The organism is Streptomyces nigrescens, assembly GCF_027626975.1.
Classification (GTDB): Bacteria; Actinomycetota; Actinomycetes; order Streptomycetales; family Streptomycetaceae; genus Streptomyces; species Streptomyces nigrescens.
On the sequence record NZ_CP114203.1, the window covers coordinates 8651292 to 8668203 of the forward strand.

Consider the following 16912-nt stretch of genomic DNA (forward strand, 5'->3'; position numbering starts at 1 on the left):
CTGGAGATGGCGCGCGCCGCCGCGGTCCAGGCGGCCGGCGGCGACGAACGCGGCTGGTCGCTGAAGCTGGCGTCCTGGCTGCGCCCGCTCACCGTCGAGCAGCCGACCGATGTGCACACCGCGCTGACCACCCGGGCCGGCGGCGGACTCAGCTACGAGGTGTACGCGGTGAACGAGGACGGCGAACGTGTCCCCTTCGGCCGCGGTCAGCTGCGGCGCGGGACCGCCGCGCCGGCCGAGCGGCTCGACCTCGCGTCCCTGCGCGCGCAGTGCGACGGCCCGGTGCTCGACGCCGAGACCTGCTACGCACGCTTCACCGGCATTGGCATGACCTACGGCCCGGCCCTGCGCGGCATCGAGCGCTTGTACACCGGCTCGCGGCAGTCGGTGGCACGGCTGAAGCTGCCCGCCGCCGCGTCCCGCGAGAGCGGCTACGTACTCAACCCGGCCATGCTCGACGCCGCCCTGCAAGCCACGGTCGGACTCTTCGTCGACGCCCCCGGGACGCCGCGCACGGCACTGCCGTTCGCCTTGGGCGAGCTGGAGGTCCTGCGGTCGGCCCCGGACACCGGCTGGGTGGTCGTCCGCTTCGCCGAGGACGACCACGTGGGCGCGGTGCGCCGCCTCGACCTCGACCTCTGCGACGACGACGGCGAGGTGTGCGTACGCCTCCGCGGTTTCAGCGTCCGCACGCTCGGCGGTGAGCCCGACGGTGACAGCGAGCCCACCCGGCCCGCGGAACAGGCACCCGAGCCGCCGGCCGTCTCCGACGACGCCCACCTGCTGGAACTGATCGAAGCCATTGGCCGACGCGAGATGAGCGCGGACGAATTCAAGAGGAGCCTGGCATGAGCACCCCCCATATCGCGTCCCTGGACGACCTGCACGGGCTCATTCGCGAGGGAAAGGTGGGACAGGACGAAGCGCTCCGCCTGCTGCGCGACTGGAAGCAGGCGCAGGCGCAGGCACCGGAGCAGGCCGCACGGCCGGCCGACGCCGTCGACACCGAGGCCCTGACGGAGCGGGTCTGCGACGTCGTGGTGGAGAAGGTCTGCGAGCTGCTGAAGGTCACCGCGGCCGACCTGGATGTGCACGTCGACCTCAGCGAGTACGGGCTCGACTCCCTCGTCATCACCCAGCTGGTGAACATGGTGAACGACGCCCTGGGCCTGGAGCTCGTGCCCACCGTGCTGTTCGAGCACGCGACGATCCAGGCCTTCGGCACCCACCTGACCGAGGAGTACGGCCCTGCGCTGGCCGCCCGCCTGGGCCTGCGGTCGCCCGGCGCGGCCGCGGAGTCCCGTGCCGTGGAGCCCGTCGGCACACCGGTGCCGGCCGCGGCCGTCTCCGCACGGGACGCAGCCGTCCCCGCGCCCGCCGGCCGGCAGGACGGCCCCATCGCGGTGGTCGGTATGAGCGGCCGGTTCCCCCAGGCCGAGGACCTCGACGCCTTCTGGCACAACCTGCGCGACGGCCGGGACTGCATCGCGGAGGTACCCGCCGACCGGTGGGACTGGCGCGCCCTGTTCGGCGACCCCCGCCGGGAACCGGGCCGCACCAACGTGAAGTGGGGCGGCTTCATGGACGGCGTCGCCGACTTCGACCCGCTGTTCTTCGGCATCGCGCCGCGGGACGCCGTCCACATGGACCCGCAGCAGCGCCTGTTGATGCTGTACGTGTGGAAGGCGCTGGAGGACGCCGGCTACGCCGCCGACGCCCTGGCCGGGAGCAGCCTCGGCCTGTTCGTCGGCACCAGCGACACCGGCTACGGCCTGCTCACCGACCGCAGCAGCGGCCGGGGCGAGAGCGTCACGCCCACGGGCAGCGTCCCCTCCGTCGGCCCGAACAGGATGAGCTACTTCCTGGACGTGCACGGGCCGAGCGAGCCGATCGAGACCGCCTGTTCGAGTGCCCTGGTCGCCATGCACCGCGGGGTCGCCGCGATCGAACGCGGCGAGTGCGACATGGCCGTCGTCGGCGGCATCAACACCATGGTGATCCCCGACGGCCATGTCAGCTTCAGCAAGTCCGGGATGCTCAGCCCCGAGGGCCGCTGCAAGACGTTCTCCGACAGTGCGGACGGCTATGCCCGTGGTGAGGGCGTGGGCATGCTGGTGCTCAAGAGCCTGTCGGCGGCCGAGCGCGACGGCGACCACGTCTACGGCCTCATCCGTTCGACGGCCGAGAACCACGGCGGCCGCTCCAACTCCCTGACCGCGCCCAATCCCAAGGCCCAGGCCGCACTGATCCGGCGCGCGTACCGCACCGCGGGCATCGACCCCCGGACCGTGGGCTACATCGAGGCCCACGGCACCGGCACCGAACTCGGCGATCCGATCGAGATCAACGGCCTCAAGGCCGCCTTCCGGGAGCTGTACGAGGAGTCCGGTGCGGTGGTGGAGGAGGTGCACTGCGGTGTCGGGTCGGTGAAGACGAATATCGGTCACCTGGAGCTGGCGGCGGGTGTCGCCGGTGTGATCAAGGTGCTGCTTCAGATGCGGCATCGCACCCTGGTCAAGAGCCTGCACTGCGACACGGTCAATCCGTACATCGACCTCGACGGCAGTCCGTTCCACCTGGTACGCGAGCGGCAGCCCTGGCCCGCCCTGCGTGATGCGGAGGGCCGTGAGCTGCCGCGGCGGGCCGGAGTGAGCTCCTTCGGCTTCGGCGGCGTCAACGCCCATGTCGTCCTTGAGGAGTACGTGCCGCGCCCCGTGCCACCGGTGAGCACCACGGACCCCGTGGCCATCGTCCTGTCGGCCCCGGAGCCCGGGATGCTGCGCGCCCGGGCCCGGCAGCTGGCCGACTGGATCGACTCGGGCCGGCTCGGCGAGGCCGACCTGCCGGACCTCGCCCACACGCTTCAGGTGGGCCGCGTCGCGATGGACGAGCGCCTCGCCTTCCTGACCCCCTCGCTCGTCGACCTGCGCGAGCGGCTGGGCGCCTTCCTGGACGGCGGCACCGCACAGGGGCTGCACACCGGGCGGGCACAGCGCCAGGGGCCGTGGAACGAGCTCGCCGGCGACGACGACATCGCCCTCGCCATCGACAGCTGGATCGCCAAGGGCAAGCTGGGCCGCCTGCTCAAGCTCTGGGTCACCGGCTTCGACGTGGACTGGCGGCGTCTGTACGCCGGCCGGCCGATGCGGCGCATCCCGTTGCCCGTCTACCCGTTCGACCTGAAGCGCTACTGGATCACCGACGCGAAGCGCACGACAAGGACCCCGCTCCCGGTTGCCGAGGCGCCGGCCGCACCGCCGCCGCCCCACCGCCACGAGCTGACCGGGCACACGTTCTACGTGCGCGACCACCGGGTGGGGGGCACGCCCGTCCTGCCCGGTGCCGCCTACCTCGAATTCGTCCGTGACGCGCTCGTCCGGGCCACGCCCGGGGCCACCGCCACCGGCGTGCGCCTGCGCGACGTGACCTGGCTGCGTCCTCTGGAGGTGACGGCACCGTGCACCCTCGGCGTCGAACTGGACCCGGCCGCGGGGACGTTCGAGGTGCACGCCCACGGCGACGGTGACGGCGACCGCGTCCTGCACGCGCAGGGCAGCGCACACGCCGACCCCGCACTCCTCGCCCTCGACGACACCCACGACATCGACGCATTGCGCGCGACCCTCCCGTTCCGGCGCACCGGCGCCGAGTGCTACGCGCTGTTCGCGCGCATGGGCATGGGATACGGCCCCGCCTTCCGGGCCGTACAGGAGCTGCACCACGGTGCGGACACCGCCCTTGCCCGCCTGGTGCTCCCCGAGGCGGCGGCATCCTCGCTGACCCTCAACCCGGGCATGCTCGACGCCGCCCTGCAGACGACCCTGGGACTGGCCCTCGGCGAGCACGGCGGCGCCCCGGAGGGTACGGCCCTTCCGTTCACCGTACGAGAGGTACAGATCCTGGCCCCCACCCCGGCCGAGGGCTGGGGGCTCGTGCGCCGCGCCGCGGACGACCGCCGCGACTCCGGCGTACGCCGCCTGGACATCGACCTGTGCGACACACAGGGCAACGTCTGCGTGCGCCTGCTGGGCTTCAGCACCCGGGTCAAGCCGAGCCCGGAGCCCCGCACCGCTGAGCCGGCCACCGCGCCCGCCCTGCTGGTGCAGGCGGACTGGCGCGAGAGCGCGGCACCGCAGGACCGGGGCGACGACGTGGAACGGCACGTCGTGCTGTGCGAGTTCCCGGAGGCGGACGCCGCCGCGCTCGGCGAAGCGCTGGGCGGCGCCACCTGTGAATCCTGGCAGGCACGCGGCGAGACCGGCGCCCGCTACACCGAATACGCCGAGCGGCTGCTGGCTCTGCTGCGCGCCAAGGCGCAGGAGGCCGCCCGGCCGCCGCGCCTGATCCAGGTCGTCACCCCCGCGCACGCGCCCTGGCTGGGCGGACTGAGCGGCATGCTCCGCACGGCGCACATGGAGCACCCCAAGCTGCGGACGCAGTGGATCGAACTGGACGGCGACGGCGCCCCAACCCCGGCCGAGCTGGCCGGACGACTGCGCCGTGACGGCGCCGACCCGGCCGAGGAGGCCGTGCGCCACCGCGGGGGAGGCCGGCAGGTGTCCCAGTGGCGCGAAGTCGCCCCGCCCGCCCCCGAGATGCCCTGGCGCGACGGCGGCGTCTACCTGCTGACCGGCGGCGCCGGAGGGCTCGGCGCCCTGTTCGCCAAGGACATCGCCCGGCGCGTCGAGACGCCCGCCCTGGTCCTCTGCGGCCGCAGCCCGGCCGGCCCGGCACAACGGGAACTCCTCGCCGACCTGCGGGCTTTGGGCGCGCGTGCCGACTACCGCGTGCTCGACGTCGCCGACCGCGCCGACGTGGACCGCGTCGTCCGTGACGTCCGGTCCGAGTACGGCGCGCTGCACGGCATCGTCCACGCCGCCGGAGTACTGCGCGACGGCTTCGTGGCCAGGAAGACCCCGGACGACCTCCGCGAGGTCTTCGCGGCCAAGGTGGCCGGACTGTGCCACCTCGACGAGGCGACCGCCTCCGTCCCGCTCGACTGCTTCATCGGCTTCTCCTCCATGGCCGCCTTCGGCAACGTCGGACAGGCCGACTACGCCGCCGCCAACGCCTTCATGGACGGATACGCCGCCCACCGCGCCTCCCTGGCGGACCGGGGCAGCCGGTCGGGCCGCACCCTCATGGTGAACTGGCCGCTGTGGGACAAGGGCGGCATGGGAGCCGATCCGTCGACCGTCCACCTCCTGGAGTCCGTGGGCATGCGGCCGATGCGCGCGTCCGTGGGCATCGACGCCCTGGACCGCATCTGGGCGACCGGCCTGACCTGCGCCATCGCCCTCGACGGCGACCACGCCCGGATGCGGGAGCGCTTCCTGCCGGCGCACCCGGAGCCGGCGGTCCTCGCCGCCCCCGAGCCGCAGGCCGTCGCCGAACCCGCGCCGGCCGCCGCGACGACTCCGGCCGCCGAGACGACTCCGGCCGCCGCACCGGCCGAGCCGTCGGCCGTGGGAACCGTCGTCGCGGACCTCCTGGCGACACTGCTGGAGGTCGACGTGGAAACCCTGCGGTGGGACAAGTCCCTGGGCGACTACGGCTTCGACTCCATCTTCATGATGCAGTTCCTCACCCAGGCGCAGACGCACATCGACGCGTCCCTCACCCTCGACGTCATCGCCGGCTGCGAAACGCTTCAGCAGGTCGTCGACGCGATCACCGGCACGGCCTCCGAGGCAACCGGCACGGCCTCCCCGGGCACCGGCACGGCCACCCCGGAACCCGCTGTGGTGGCTCCCGTCGAGCCGGCCCCGGCGCCCGCCGCACCGGCCGAAGCCTCCGCACGACGCGCCGAGCCCGCATCGCCGAACGACTTCCCCGAACTGGTCCGGATGAACGGCGTCACCTCCGGCCGGCCCGTGTTCTGGGTCCACCACGGCAACGGCGGCGTGGAGTCCTACGCCCCGCTGGCCGCACGCTGCCCGCGCCCCTTCTACGGCATCCAGCCGAAGGGCTGGATCGACTCCACCGAGATCCTCACCGGCCAGTACGCCATGGCCGAGCACTACGCGTCCCTCATCCTCGCCGTACAGCCGGAAGGCCCGTACGACATCGGCGGCTTCTCCCTGGGCGGTCTGTTCGCGTACGAGACCGTGCGGCAGCTCCAGCTGAAGGGCGCCGAGGTGGGCACGCTGGTCATGCTCGACACCCTGGACGCCGTATCCACCAACAAGGCCAACGCCCTCATCGTCGGCGGGAACTTCGACGCCGACGTGGTCACCAAGGTGAGCGACTTCCGCGCCGTCAACCTGATCCTCGGCAACAACCGCTTCGACTCGCACGGCGGCGCCACGCCGATCCTGCGCCGCGACGAGGTCGACACCACCCTGGACACCACGGCGTTTCTCGACTCCCTGATCGACGCCGCGCTCGCCCGCGGCATCAGCAAGACCGAGACGCAGCTGCGCTCCCGGGTCCGGCAGCTGTCGCGCTACTTCGAGGCCACACAGGGCGAGACGTACACGGTGGACCCGCTGCCGCGGCGCGACGGACTGCGCTGCTACTACCTGCGCAACCGGGGCGGCAACTTCTTCGGCGCCTTCGAGGAGCACATGGTGCTCTTCCCGAATCCCGCCCTCCCCACCGTGGACGGCGTCGCGTACTGGCAGGAGTGGGCCGACCAGATCGACGACTTCTTCACCATCGACGTCGACACCTCGATGCATGCCGAGGTCATGACGGCCCCGCAGTCGCTCGACAAGCTGATGCGCCTGTGCGACCGGCTCTACGCCGCCGAGGACGCCGCTGTGGACGCCGCCCCGGAGACCACCGCGCAGGGAGGCCGCTGACATGAAGGCAGTGGTCTTTCCCGGCCAGGGTGCCCAACGGCGCGGTATGGGGCGCGAGTTGTTCGACGCGTACCCCGAACTCGCCGAGGAGGCCTCCGAGGTCCTCGGCTACTCCCTGCGCACGCTGTGCCTGGACGATCCGCACCGGCAACTGGGCCGCACCGAGTACACCCAGCCCGCGCTGTTCGTGGTCGGTGCGCTCGCCCACCGGCAGTGGCGCGAGCGCACCGGCGACGAGCCGGCCTTTCTCGCCGGGCACAGCCTGGGGGAGTACTGCGCCCTGCACGCCGCCGGCGCCTTCGACTTCGCGACCGGACTGCGCCTCGTCCAGCGGCGCGGCGCTCTGATGGCGCAGGCACAGGGCGGCGGTATGGCAGCCGTGGTCGGGGTCGACGAGGCACGGCTGCGCGAACTCCTCGACGAAGGCGGATTCACCGGCCTGACCGTCGCCAACGACAACGCACCGCAGCAGAAGGTCGTGTCCGGCGCCACCGCGACCGTCGACGCGCTGGTGGCATACCTCGACGCGCGCGATGTCCGCTGCGTGCGGCTGAACGTGTCCGGCGCCTTCCACTCGCCCCTGATGCGGCAGGCCCAGCGGGACTTCGCCCACTTCGCCGACGGGTTCCCCCTCGGGGACCCGGCGACGCCCGTGATCGCCAACGCCACCGCGCGGCCCTACGTCCCCGGCCGGACCGCGCACACGCTCGTCGACCAGATCGTGCGGCCCGTGCGCTGGACCGAGAGCGTGCACCACCTCCTCGACCTGGGCGTCACCGACTTCGTCGAACTCGGAGGCCGCGTACTCGGCAGGCTGATCGACCAGATCCGCTCGGCCCCGCGGCCGGTCGCCCGGCCCGATGCTCCGGCCGCCCCGGCGGATACGCCGGCCGCACTGCCCGACACACCGGCCGCCGCGCTCGGCAGCCCCGTGTTCCGGCGGCGCATGGGCGTGCGCCACGCCTACGCCGTGGGCGGTATGTACCGGGGCATCGCCTCGGCCGAGATGGTCGTCCGGCTCGGCCGGCAGCGCATGCTCGGTTTCCTGGGAACCGGCGGTCTGCCGCTCCCGGAGATCGAGCAGGGGGTGAAGGAGGTCCAGCACGGCCTGGCCGACGGACAGCCCTACGGCGTCAACGTACTGGCCGACCACGACGACCCCGCGGCCGAGCGTGCGCTGGTCGACCTGCTGATGCGCCACGGCGTCCCCGTCATCGAGGCGTCGGCCTTCATGCAGATGACTCCCGCGCTCGTCCTCTACCGGGCACGGGGACTCCGCCGCGGTGCCGACGGCCGGACCGTGTGCGACCACCGCATCGTGGCCAAGGTCTCCCGGCCGGAGGTCGCCGAGCAGTTCATGGCACCCGCCCCCGGGCCGCTCCTGGAACGGCTCCGCCGGGAGAACGCCCTCACCGACGAACAGGCGGAGCTCGCCCGGACGGTGCCGATGAGCCACGACATCACGGTCGAGGCGGACTCCGGGGGGCACACGGACGGCGGCGTCGCCACGGTCCTGATGCCCGCCATGCTCCAGCTCCGCCAGCGGGCCCAGGACCGGTACCGCTACGACGAACCGATCTGCACGGGCCTCGCCGGCGGCCTCGGCACCCCCGCGGCGGTCGCGGCGGCCTTCATGCTGGGCGCCGACTACGTACTCACCGGATCCATCAATCAGTGCACGGTGGAATCCGGTATCAGTGACGAGGTCAAGGACATGCTGGAGGACGTCGGCATCGCCGACACCGCCTATGCTCCCGCAGGCGACATGTTCGAATTCGGGGCCAAGGTGCAGGTGCTCCGCAAAGGCGTCTTCTTCCCCACGCGGGCCAACAAGCTGTTCTCCCTGTACTCCCACCACGATGGCCTCGACGAAATACCGGAGAAAACACGCTCCCTCCTGGAGAGAACCTACTTCGGAAAGAGCGTCGAAGAGGTCTGGGACGAAGTACGCGCCTATCTCCGGTCGCAGGGCCGCGACGCCGACATCGCCCGGGCCGACGCCGATCCCAAACAGAAGATGGCGCTGGTGTTCCGCTGGTACTTCTTCCACTCCACGCGCCTGGCCATGAACGGCGACGGCACCGGAAAAGTGAACTACCAGGTCCAGACCGGACCGGCGCTGGGTGCCTTCAACCAGTGGGTCGAAGGCACCGAACTCGCCTCATGGCGGCACCGCCACGTCGACCGGATCGGCCTCCGGCTGCTCGACGGCGCCGCCGAACACATCGTCACCGCATGCCGGCACTGGCGCGACACCCTCGGTGTGCCCCGTGCGTGACGGACATCCCCCAGTCGAGGAGAACGCGATGACCGTTCCGTCCACAGGCACCGAAGTCCGGCTCGCCGCCCGCCCCGAGGGATGGCCGACCACCGGGAACTTCTCGGTCGTGCGGGCACCACTGCCCGCCGTCGGGACCGGCCAGGTGCTGGTCCGCAACCTGGTGATGAGCGTCGACCCGTACATGCGCGGGCGGATGAACAACACCAGGTCCTACGTTCCGCCGTTCGCCGTGGGCAAGGTGCTCGACGGGGGCGCCGTCGGCCGGGTCGTCGTCTCGAAGTCACCGCGCCACAGCGTCGGCGACCTGGTCCTGCACGGTCTGGGCTGGCGGGAGTACGCCGTCGTGGGCGCCGCCGGCGCGGTCACGGTGGACCCGGCGCTCGCCCCGCCCGGGGCGTACCTCGGAGTGCTCGGCATGCCGGGGCACGCCGCCTACGCGGGGTTGCTCAAGGCCGCCGAATTCCGGCCCGGCGACACCGTGTTCGTCTCCGGGGCCGCGGGCGCGGTGGGCTCCCTCGTCGGCCAGATCGCCCGGCTGTGCGGCGCACAACGCGTGATCGGATCGGCGGGCAGCGCCGAGAAGGTCGCCTATCTGACGGAAGAGCTGGGCTTCGACGCGGCGTTCGACTACAAGGCCGGTCCGGTCCTCGACCAGCTGGCGAAGGCCGCACCGGCGGGCATCGACGTCTACTTCGACAATGTGGGCGGCGACCAACTGGACGCCGCCCTGGCCCTGGCCAGGATGGGCGCGCGGTTCGCCCTCTGCGGCACCGTCTCGCAGATCAACGAGAAGGACGGCCCGGCCGGCCCGCGGAACCTCGTACAGGCCATCGCCAAGGGCATCACCCTGCGCGGCTTTCTCGTCTCGAACCACGCCGGCCTCAAGGACGAGTTCACCGCCCGCATGGGCGGCTGGCTGGCAGAAGGGAGAATCTCCTACCGGGAAACCGTCGTCAAAGGACTGGAGAACGCGCCCGCCGCGTTCATCGACATGCTGCGCGGCGCCAACACCGGGAAAATGCTGGTGCGAATCGCCGATTGAAACACCGCGCCACACGGAAGAAATCGGCGAACTCCCGGGAATTTCCCATGGATTCGTTCCCCGCCCGCTTCCCGGCCGGTATGGTGATCTGTAAGCGCAGACACCGCACAGACAGCGCGCTTCACGCCTTGCGCAGCGATTTCCGAATTCCCCACCTGGCCCATTTCCCTTGGGCATTCAGCCTGCGGCGAGTCGGCGAGACGGCGATTCCGTCCGGACTCCACGCACCCACCGTGCAAGCTCCGCCGCTTCCCACTTCACCAGAAGAAAACCGGAGGACTCCCATGTCCAGCACGCCCACGGCCACGCCGACGACCGCCCCCGTCCCCGTCCCCGAAGAGGTCGGATGCCTCTACGACCGCCTCACCGCGCTGGACACCGAAGCGGTCGGCGGCAGCCTCCACCTCGGTTACTGGGACGTCGACGACAACGACACCCCGCTCGTGGAAGCCGCCGACCGGCTCACCGACATGATGACCGACCGCCTGCGGATCGACGAGAGCCACCGGGTTCTGGACATCGGCTGCGGAGTCGGCCAGCCGGCCATGCGTATCTCCAGGCGCACCGGCGCCCACGTCACGGGCATCGCGATCAGCAAGGACCAGATCGCCCGCGCCTCCGCTCTCGCCGAGGGCGCCGGTCTGAGCGGCCGTGTGGAGTTCCGGCACGCCGACGCCATGGAACTGCCCTTCCCCGACAACTCCTTCGACGCCGCCATCGCCATTGAGTCGATCTTCCACATGCCCGACCGCGGACGGGTCCTCGACGAGATCCGCCGCGTGCTGCGCCCCGGCGGCCGGCTGGTCCTCACCGACTTCTTCGAGCGCGGCCCCGTCCCCGCCGAGAAGCAGCCCGCCGTGGACCGGCTCCTCCGCGACTTCATCATGACGCTGGCCCGGCCCGAGGACTACGTCCCCCTGCTGCGCGACGCGGGCCTGCGCTTCGTCGAGCTCCTCGACATCACCGAGCAGAGCGTGCGCCAGACCTTCGAGCAGATGAGCCAGGGTTCCCAGGAGATGCAGACCGTCTTCGACGAAGAGGCGGAGGAGAAGTTCAGCCCCGCCTCCATGATCGGCGTCGATGAGTTCGGCTCCGTACTGCTGACCGCTCAGAAGCCCCTCTGACCACGGACGTTCGAAAGTGGCGGCGCCGGAGGAGCGTCGGCCCGGCCGTCGGGCGACGGCGCGGCGCACCTCCGGCGCCACCGTGCATCCCCCATCGACGAGGAGCGATACCCAGTGACCGAACCGACCGACGGCGGCACCCCGCCCGCATTCCCCTTCCCCCGTACCTGCCCCTACCGGCTGCCCGCCCAGTACAACGGCCTCCGTGAGAGCGGGCCCGTGTCCCAGGTGACCCTGCCGACCGGCAAGCCGGCGTGGATCCTGACCCGCTACGACGACGTGCGCAAGTCGCTGCTCGACCCGCGCCTGAGCTCCGACCGGGCCGATCCGAACTTCCCGATGCTGGTCGAGCTCGCCCGCAGCGACAAGGACTCCACCCTGTCCCTGGCCGGTATGGACGCACCCGAACACACCCGGGCGCGGCGCGCCGTGGTCGGCGAGTTCACCTTCCGCCGGATGGAGGCCCTGCGTCCGCGTATCCAGGAGATCGTCGACGAGTGCATCGACGCGATGCTCGCCGGCCCCAACCCGGCCGACCTGGTGAAGAGCATGTCCTTCCCGGTACCGTCCCTGGTCATCTGCGAGCTGCTCGGGGTGTCCGCCACCGACCGCGACTTCTTCGAGGACCGCACTTCCCGCATGCTCAGCATGACCCTCCCGCCGCTGACCCGGCAGCAGGCGTTCTTCGACCTGCAGACCTACTTGGACGAGCTGGTGACGACCAAGGAGAAAACCCCGGGGGACGACCTGCTCAGCCGCCAGGTCGCCAAGGGCCGCAAGGACGGCACCTACGACCACGACGCACTCGTCGACCTGGCGTTCCTGCTGCTGACCGCCGGGCACGACACGACCGGAAACATGATCTCGCTGGGCATGCTCGCCCTGATGGAGAAGCCCGAGCTGCGGGCGCGCATCACCGGCGACCCCGGCAGCACACCGCAGGTCGTCGAGGAACTGCTGCGCTACTTCACCATCACCGACATCATCACCACGCGCGTGGCCAAGGAGGACCTCGAGATCGGCGGGCAGATCATCCGCGCCGGCGAAGGCGTCTTCGCGCTGGGAGGCGCGGCCAACCACGACCCGGACGTCTTCGAGAACCCCGGCAAGCTGGACGTCGACCGCGGCGCACGCCAGCACCTCGCCTTCGGCCACGGACCGCACCAGTGCCTCGGACAGAGCCTCGCCCGTATGGAACTGGAGATCGTCTACGACACCTTGCTCCGCCGTGTCCCCGGACTTCGGCCGGCCGGCCCCGCCGAAGACCTGCCACTGAAGAACGACGCGGCCATCTTCGGCCTGCACGAGCTCCCGGTCACCTGGTAGGCCAGGGGCGGCCCCCGGCCCCCGGCCCCCGGCCCCCGGCCCCCGGCCGCCTGGCAGGGCCTGGACACCTCACGCCTCGGCAGGGGCCACCTGGTCTGCAGTTCTCCGGAGGGGTGTCGGAAGTCTGTCGGCGATATATCGGTGGAGGTTGCGACCTTGGGCGGGTCGGTTGCCCCCCTGAGCATGGGGCGGCCCAGAGCGCAAGGAGCCTGTCATCGTGCCTTCCTCATCCCGGAGCCGACCGTGGGACGTTCACCGGCTGCCGTCTGCCGGGGGCAGGACCTTCCTGGTCACCGGGGGTAACGCCGGGATCGGCTACTTCACCGCGGAGCAGCTCGCCGCCACCGGCGCCGTCGTCGTACTCGGCAGCCGGGACGCCGCGAAGGCCGAAGCCGCCATGGCCTCGATCCGCTCGCGCGTCTCCGGCGCGCATGTGCGGCATCTCCAACTGGACCTTGCCGACCTGTCGTCCCTGAAGACCGCCGTGGACAGGCTCGACCTCGATCATCTCGACGCGGTGGTCTACAACGCAGGGGTCGCCCTCGACGACCCGCCACGTCGGGAGACCGGGGACGGCCACGAGCTGATGTTCGGCACCAACCACCTCGGCCACTTCGCACTCACCCAGTGGCTGGCCCCCCTGCTGTCCGCGGCGTCGGCGGGCCGCATCGTGACGGTGGGAAGTTTCGCGGCGCGGTCCGAGCGACTGGACCTGGGCGATCTGCAGTCGACCCAGGACTACCGGCCCAAGCGCACCTACGGCCGGTCCAAGGTGGCGCAGATGTGCTTCGGCTTCGAACTCGACCGCCGTCTGCGTGCCATCGGCAGCACGGTGCTCAGTGTGGTGGCCCACCCCGGCGGCGCACTGGATTCCCTCACCCCGTCCCGCCCGCCGGTACGCACGACAGCCCCCGGCGAGCGGCTGCGAGCCTTGCCCGCCGGGCTCTTGGTGCAGGGCAAGGACGCCGGAGCATGGCCCGTCGTCCGTGCCGTCCTCGACCCGGAGGTGCAGGGAGGGCAGCTGTGGGGGCCAAGGGCCTTCGGCCTGCGTGGCCGGCCACGGCGTGAGCCGGTCCCCTCTCATATGGCCGACCCGGCCGTCGCTGCTCGCCTGTGGGCCGCCAGCGGTGAGCTGGCCGGCGCCGATCCGCACCTCGGCTTTCGGTAGGCGCGGAGCTAGGACGGCCGGCGCCACCGCTCGAACGGCGCCTCGGGGCGAGCGCAGGCGACGGACAGGGGGGCACGGCACGGGACTCCCCGACGGCCCCAACTGAAACACCCATCAGCCGGGCAGGAAGCCGGTTGCCGAGCCCTCAGCGAGTCTGCGGAGGGTGAGGGCAGCGCCGAAGAGCTGTACGCCGTGCGTGGTGTGCGGGTCCAGGCCGGTGAGTTGGGCGGCCCGGGCGAGGCGGTTGTCGACGGTGTTGGGGTGGACCCTGAGCGCCTGGGCCGTGCGGCGTCGGTCGAGGTCGCAGTCGAGGAAGGCGGCGACGGCCTCGACCAGACCGGCGTGGCCGTCCAACGGGTCGAGAAGCGCGGCCAGTTCGGCGGCGCTGTCCTTGGATCCGGCCAGATGGTAATCGAGCAGCACATCCTGGAGCCGGTGCACGCCGGGTGTCCGGGCGATGGCGGCGATCCGGTGCGCCTGCTCGGCCGCGGCGGGGACGTCCCCCGGCGTGGCCGCGAGGGCGGCCCCCGCGATCACCGGGCGGGACGGACCGGTGGACAGATGCCGGACGAGGTCGGCGTGGGGTGTGCCGAGGGGGAGCAGGATGTGGCCGCCCTGTTCGTTCGGCAGGCTGAGCACCCGTCCGTCCGCGGCGGGCGCGAGCCGGACCAGGACCTGGTGGAGCAGCCGACGGGCGGCCACCGGCTCCTGGGGCACAGGGGCGCGGACGCTGAGCACGAGGTAGCCGGGTTCGAGTGGGAGTCCGCACCGGGCGGCCACCTCCTGCGGCGCGTCACCGCGGACCAGTGCCGCGGCCAGTTCCCGTTTTGCCTCCTGCTGGCCGGCCATCCCCAGCAGGTACGCCTCGGTGGCCTGCTCGACCAGGGAGTTGACCGTAGTGAACAGCCGGCGGGTGAGCCACAGCAGGGCGGCCTCTTCCCCGGGACGGGCGGCGGCGCAGAGCGCGTCCGTCACCACCTCGGTGGCGACGTGGTACCCCCTGAGCAGCCCGGTCAGGTGGACGCCTTCCGATGCACGCTGGATGGCGCGTTCCCGGAGCACCTCGGCGTCGGTGTCCGCGAGGCCCTGCGCGGAGCGGAGGAAGCCGCGAATCGTGTGGCGGGCGGCCGAGGCGATCTCCAGATCCTGCATGTCGCCGGGGAGGCGGTCAAAGCCGGGGACCTCGGCCCGCTGGCGCTCGACGACCAGCCTGGCCAGCTGGTTGATCCCGGGTTCGAGACGGGCGGCCATCCGGACCACCTGCTCGCGGATGTCCTCGCCGGGTTCCGAGGCCTGGGGTGGCGACGCGCTGCGTTGTGACACCTCACAACGATAGGCCGCCTGACGTGTCTTCAGGACCGATTGCCCCGGCCCGCCGGTGGGACGACAGTGAGGCGATGACGACCTGACCTTCGTGCTGCGCCGTGCCGGCCGACCGGCCCACCCGCATCCGGCCGGCCCACCCGCATCCGCCGTCAACTCCGACAACAGCCCTGTGAGGAACAACCCTTCATGAACGCAACGCGACGACTCCGCCGCTGGGGTGCCGCCGCCGGTGTGGGGGCGGCCGTGCTCGCCCTGTCCGCCGCGCCGGTGACAGCGGCCCAGGCGAGCACGGCACACCCCGCGCCCGCGCCCGTTCCCGCCGCCACCACCGCCGACGCGGTCAAGGCCTACGTCTACGGCTACCCACTGGTCCTGGCGCGGGCCACCGAGCAGGTGTCCACCAACGTCCGCAAGCCCGATCCGGCGACGCTGCGGGCCCCGGTGAACCAGTTCGCCAAGGCGGACCGAACTCCTGGCCCGGAGTTCCACACCGTGGTGGCCCCGAACGTCGACACCCTGTACACCTCGGCGTGGCTGGACCTGAAGAAGGGGCCGATAGTGCTCCATGTGCCGGACACCAAGGGCCGGTACTTCATGATGCCCATGCTCAGCGCCTGGACCGACGTCTTCGCCTCTCCGGGAACCCGCACCACCGGCAGCTCGGCCGGCGACTTCGCCATCACCGGCCCCGGCTGGCACGGCCGACTGCCCGCCGGCGTCAAGCAGATCAAGTCCCCCACCCGGACCGCGTGGATCATCGGCCGTACCCAGTTCGACGGCCCCTCCGACCTGCCCGCGGTCAAGGACCTGGTCCGCCACTACACCCTCAAACCGCTCCGCGACTACGGCCACCACCACACCCCGCCGCCAGGCCACGTCGACCCGACCGTCCCCGCCACCTCGCCGGCCGCCCGGGTCGCCGGCATGGACGCGCAGACCTTCTTCTCCCAGCTCGCCTCGGCCATGGCCACCAACCCGCCCGCGAAGAAGGACGCTCCCATGGTGGCCACCCTGGCCCGCCTGGGCATCGTCCCCGGCAAGCCGTTCGACATCAACGCCAAGGGCCCTGCCACCGCTCAAGCCCTGCGCCAGGCCGTACCCGCGGCCCAGAAGCAGATTCAGGCCGCGCTCGCCACGTCCGGAAACGACGTGAACGGCTGGCGTGTCTCGCTCAACCTGGGCGACTACGGCACGAACTACATGCTGCGCGCGACCACCGCCTGGCAAGGGCTCGGCGCCAACCGCCCCCAGGACGCCGTCTACCCGATCGTCCGCACCGACAGCCGGGGCAAGCCGCTGACGGGAGCCAAGCGGTACGTCCTCCACTTCGCCCCAGGGCAAACCCCGCCGGTGAAAGCCTTCTGGTCCCTCACGATGTACGACCCGTCCGGCTTCCTGGTTCGCAACCCGATCAACCGCTACGAGGTCGGCCACGCCGCCAAGCCGACCCGCAACCCCGACGGTTCCACGGACATCTACATCCAGCACGACGCCCCGGCAGGCAAACAGTCCAACTGGCTGCCCGCACCGAGCGGCCGGTTCTCCATGATCCTGCGCATGTACCGCCCCAAGTCAAGTGTCCTCGACGGCACTTGGTCCCCGCCCTCGGTCACCATGACCAGCTGAAGCAAGCCTCCCAGCGGCACCGGGTGAGCGCCCTGGAGCGCACACCTCCGTCATATCGCAGACGCAGCACAAGGGTCCGGCCCAGCCGGCCTCCTGCTCAGATCGTTCGGACGCCAGCAATCCCGAACTGGGCAGGAGGCCCACCTTCCTCAGGGGCTTCAGCGACTCCACTGCGGACCGCAGCTCCTGGTCCGTGGGGTCAAGTGGCTCAGGCGA

The 16912-nt window shown here is 71.6% G+C and carries 9 protein-coding genes (1 of these 9 running past the window's edge); 8 read left to right on the top strand and 1 reads right to left on the bottom strand.

All coding sequences use genetic code 11. From position 1 onward, the window contains the following. The 7 genes from STRNI_RS37855 to STRNI_RS37885 all read left to right on the top strand — a co-directional run. Nucleotides 1-852, top strand: partial view of an SDR family NAD(P)-dependent oxidoreductase gene (locus STRNI_RS37855; RefSeq protein ID WP_277412862.1) — the 3' portion only. 23445 nt of this gene lie to the left of the window's left edge; only the last 852 of its 24297 coding nucleotides appear in the window; its start codon lies off the left edge, out of view; it ends in the stop codon at nt 850-852. Next, a complete protein-coding gene (locus STRNI_RS37860) occupies nt 849-6803 on the top strand; it encodes an SDR family NAD(P)-dependent oxidoreductase (protein ID WP_277412863.1) in 5955 nt (1984 codons plus the stop codon). The genes STRNI_RS37855 and STRNI_RS37860 overlap by 4 nt, the downstream gene beginning before the upstream one ends. Before the next feature lies 1 nt (nt 6804). Further along, on the top strand, nt 6805-9081 hold the full coding sequence (gene fabD / locus STRNI_RS37865) for an ACP S-malonyltransferase (RefSeq protein WP_277412864.1): 2277 nt from the start codon (nt 6805-6807) through the stop codon (nt 9079-9081). 28 nt (nt 9082-9109) lie between these two features. Beyond that, the gene (locus tag STRNI_RS37870; protein ID WP_274733321.1) at nt 9110-10126 is read left to right on the top strand and encodes an NADP-dependent oxidoreductase; all 1017 of its coding nucleotides are present in this window, start codon (nt 9110-9112) and stop codon (nt 10124-10126) included. A gap of 284 nt (nt 10127-10410) precedes the next feature. Then, nucleotides 10411-11250 (top strand): SAM-dependent methyltransferase, encoded by an 840-nt coding sequence (locus STRNI_RS37875; protein ID WP_277412865.1) that lies wholly within the window; start codon nt 10411-10413, stop codon nt 11248-11250. 114 nt (nt 11251-11364) lie between these two features. After that, entirely contained in the window at nt 11365-12576 is a 1212-nt protein-coding gene (locus tag STRNI_RS37880) for a cytochrome P450 (RefSeq protein WP_266439841.1), read from the top strand. A gap of 217 nt (nt 12577-12793) precedes the next feature. Continuing rightward, nucleotides 12794-13744 carry an SDR family NAD(P)-dependent oxidoreductase gene (locus STRNI_RS37885; RefSeq protein WP_277412866.1) on the top strand — a complete coding sequence of 317 codons (951 nt, stop codon included), beginning with the start codon at nt 12794-12796 and terminating at the stop codon, nt 13742-13744. A 114-nt stretch (nt 13745-13858) separates the two neighbouring features. Here the strand turns inward: STRNI_RS37885 and STRNI_RS37890 are convergent, their stop codons facing one another. Further along, complete coding sequence (locus STRNI_RS37890) at nt 13859-15067, bottom strand: PucR family transcriptional regulator (RefSeq protein WP_277412867.1); 1209 nt, start codon at nt 15065-15067, stop codon at nt 13859-13861. 189 nt (nt 15068-15256) lie between these two features. Between STRNI_RS37890 and STRNI_RS37895 the strand changes: the two genes are divergently transcribed. After that, complete coding sequence (locus STRNI_RS37895; protein ID WP_266439846.1) at nt 15257-16696, top strand: DUF1254 domain-containing protein; 1440 nt, start codon at nt 15257-15259, stop codon at nt 16694-16696. The last annotated feature ends 216 nt before the right edge of the window (nt 16697-16912 follow it).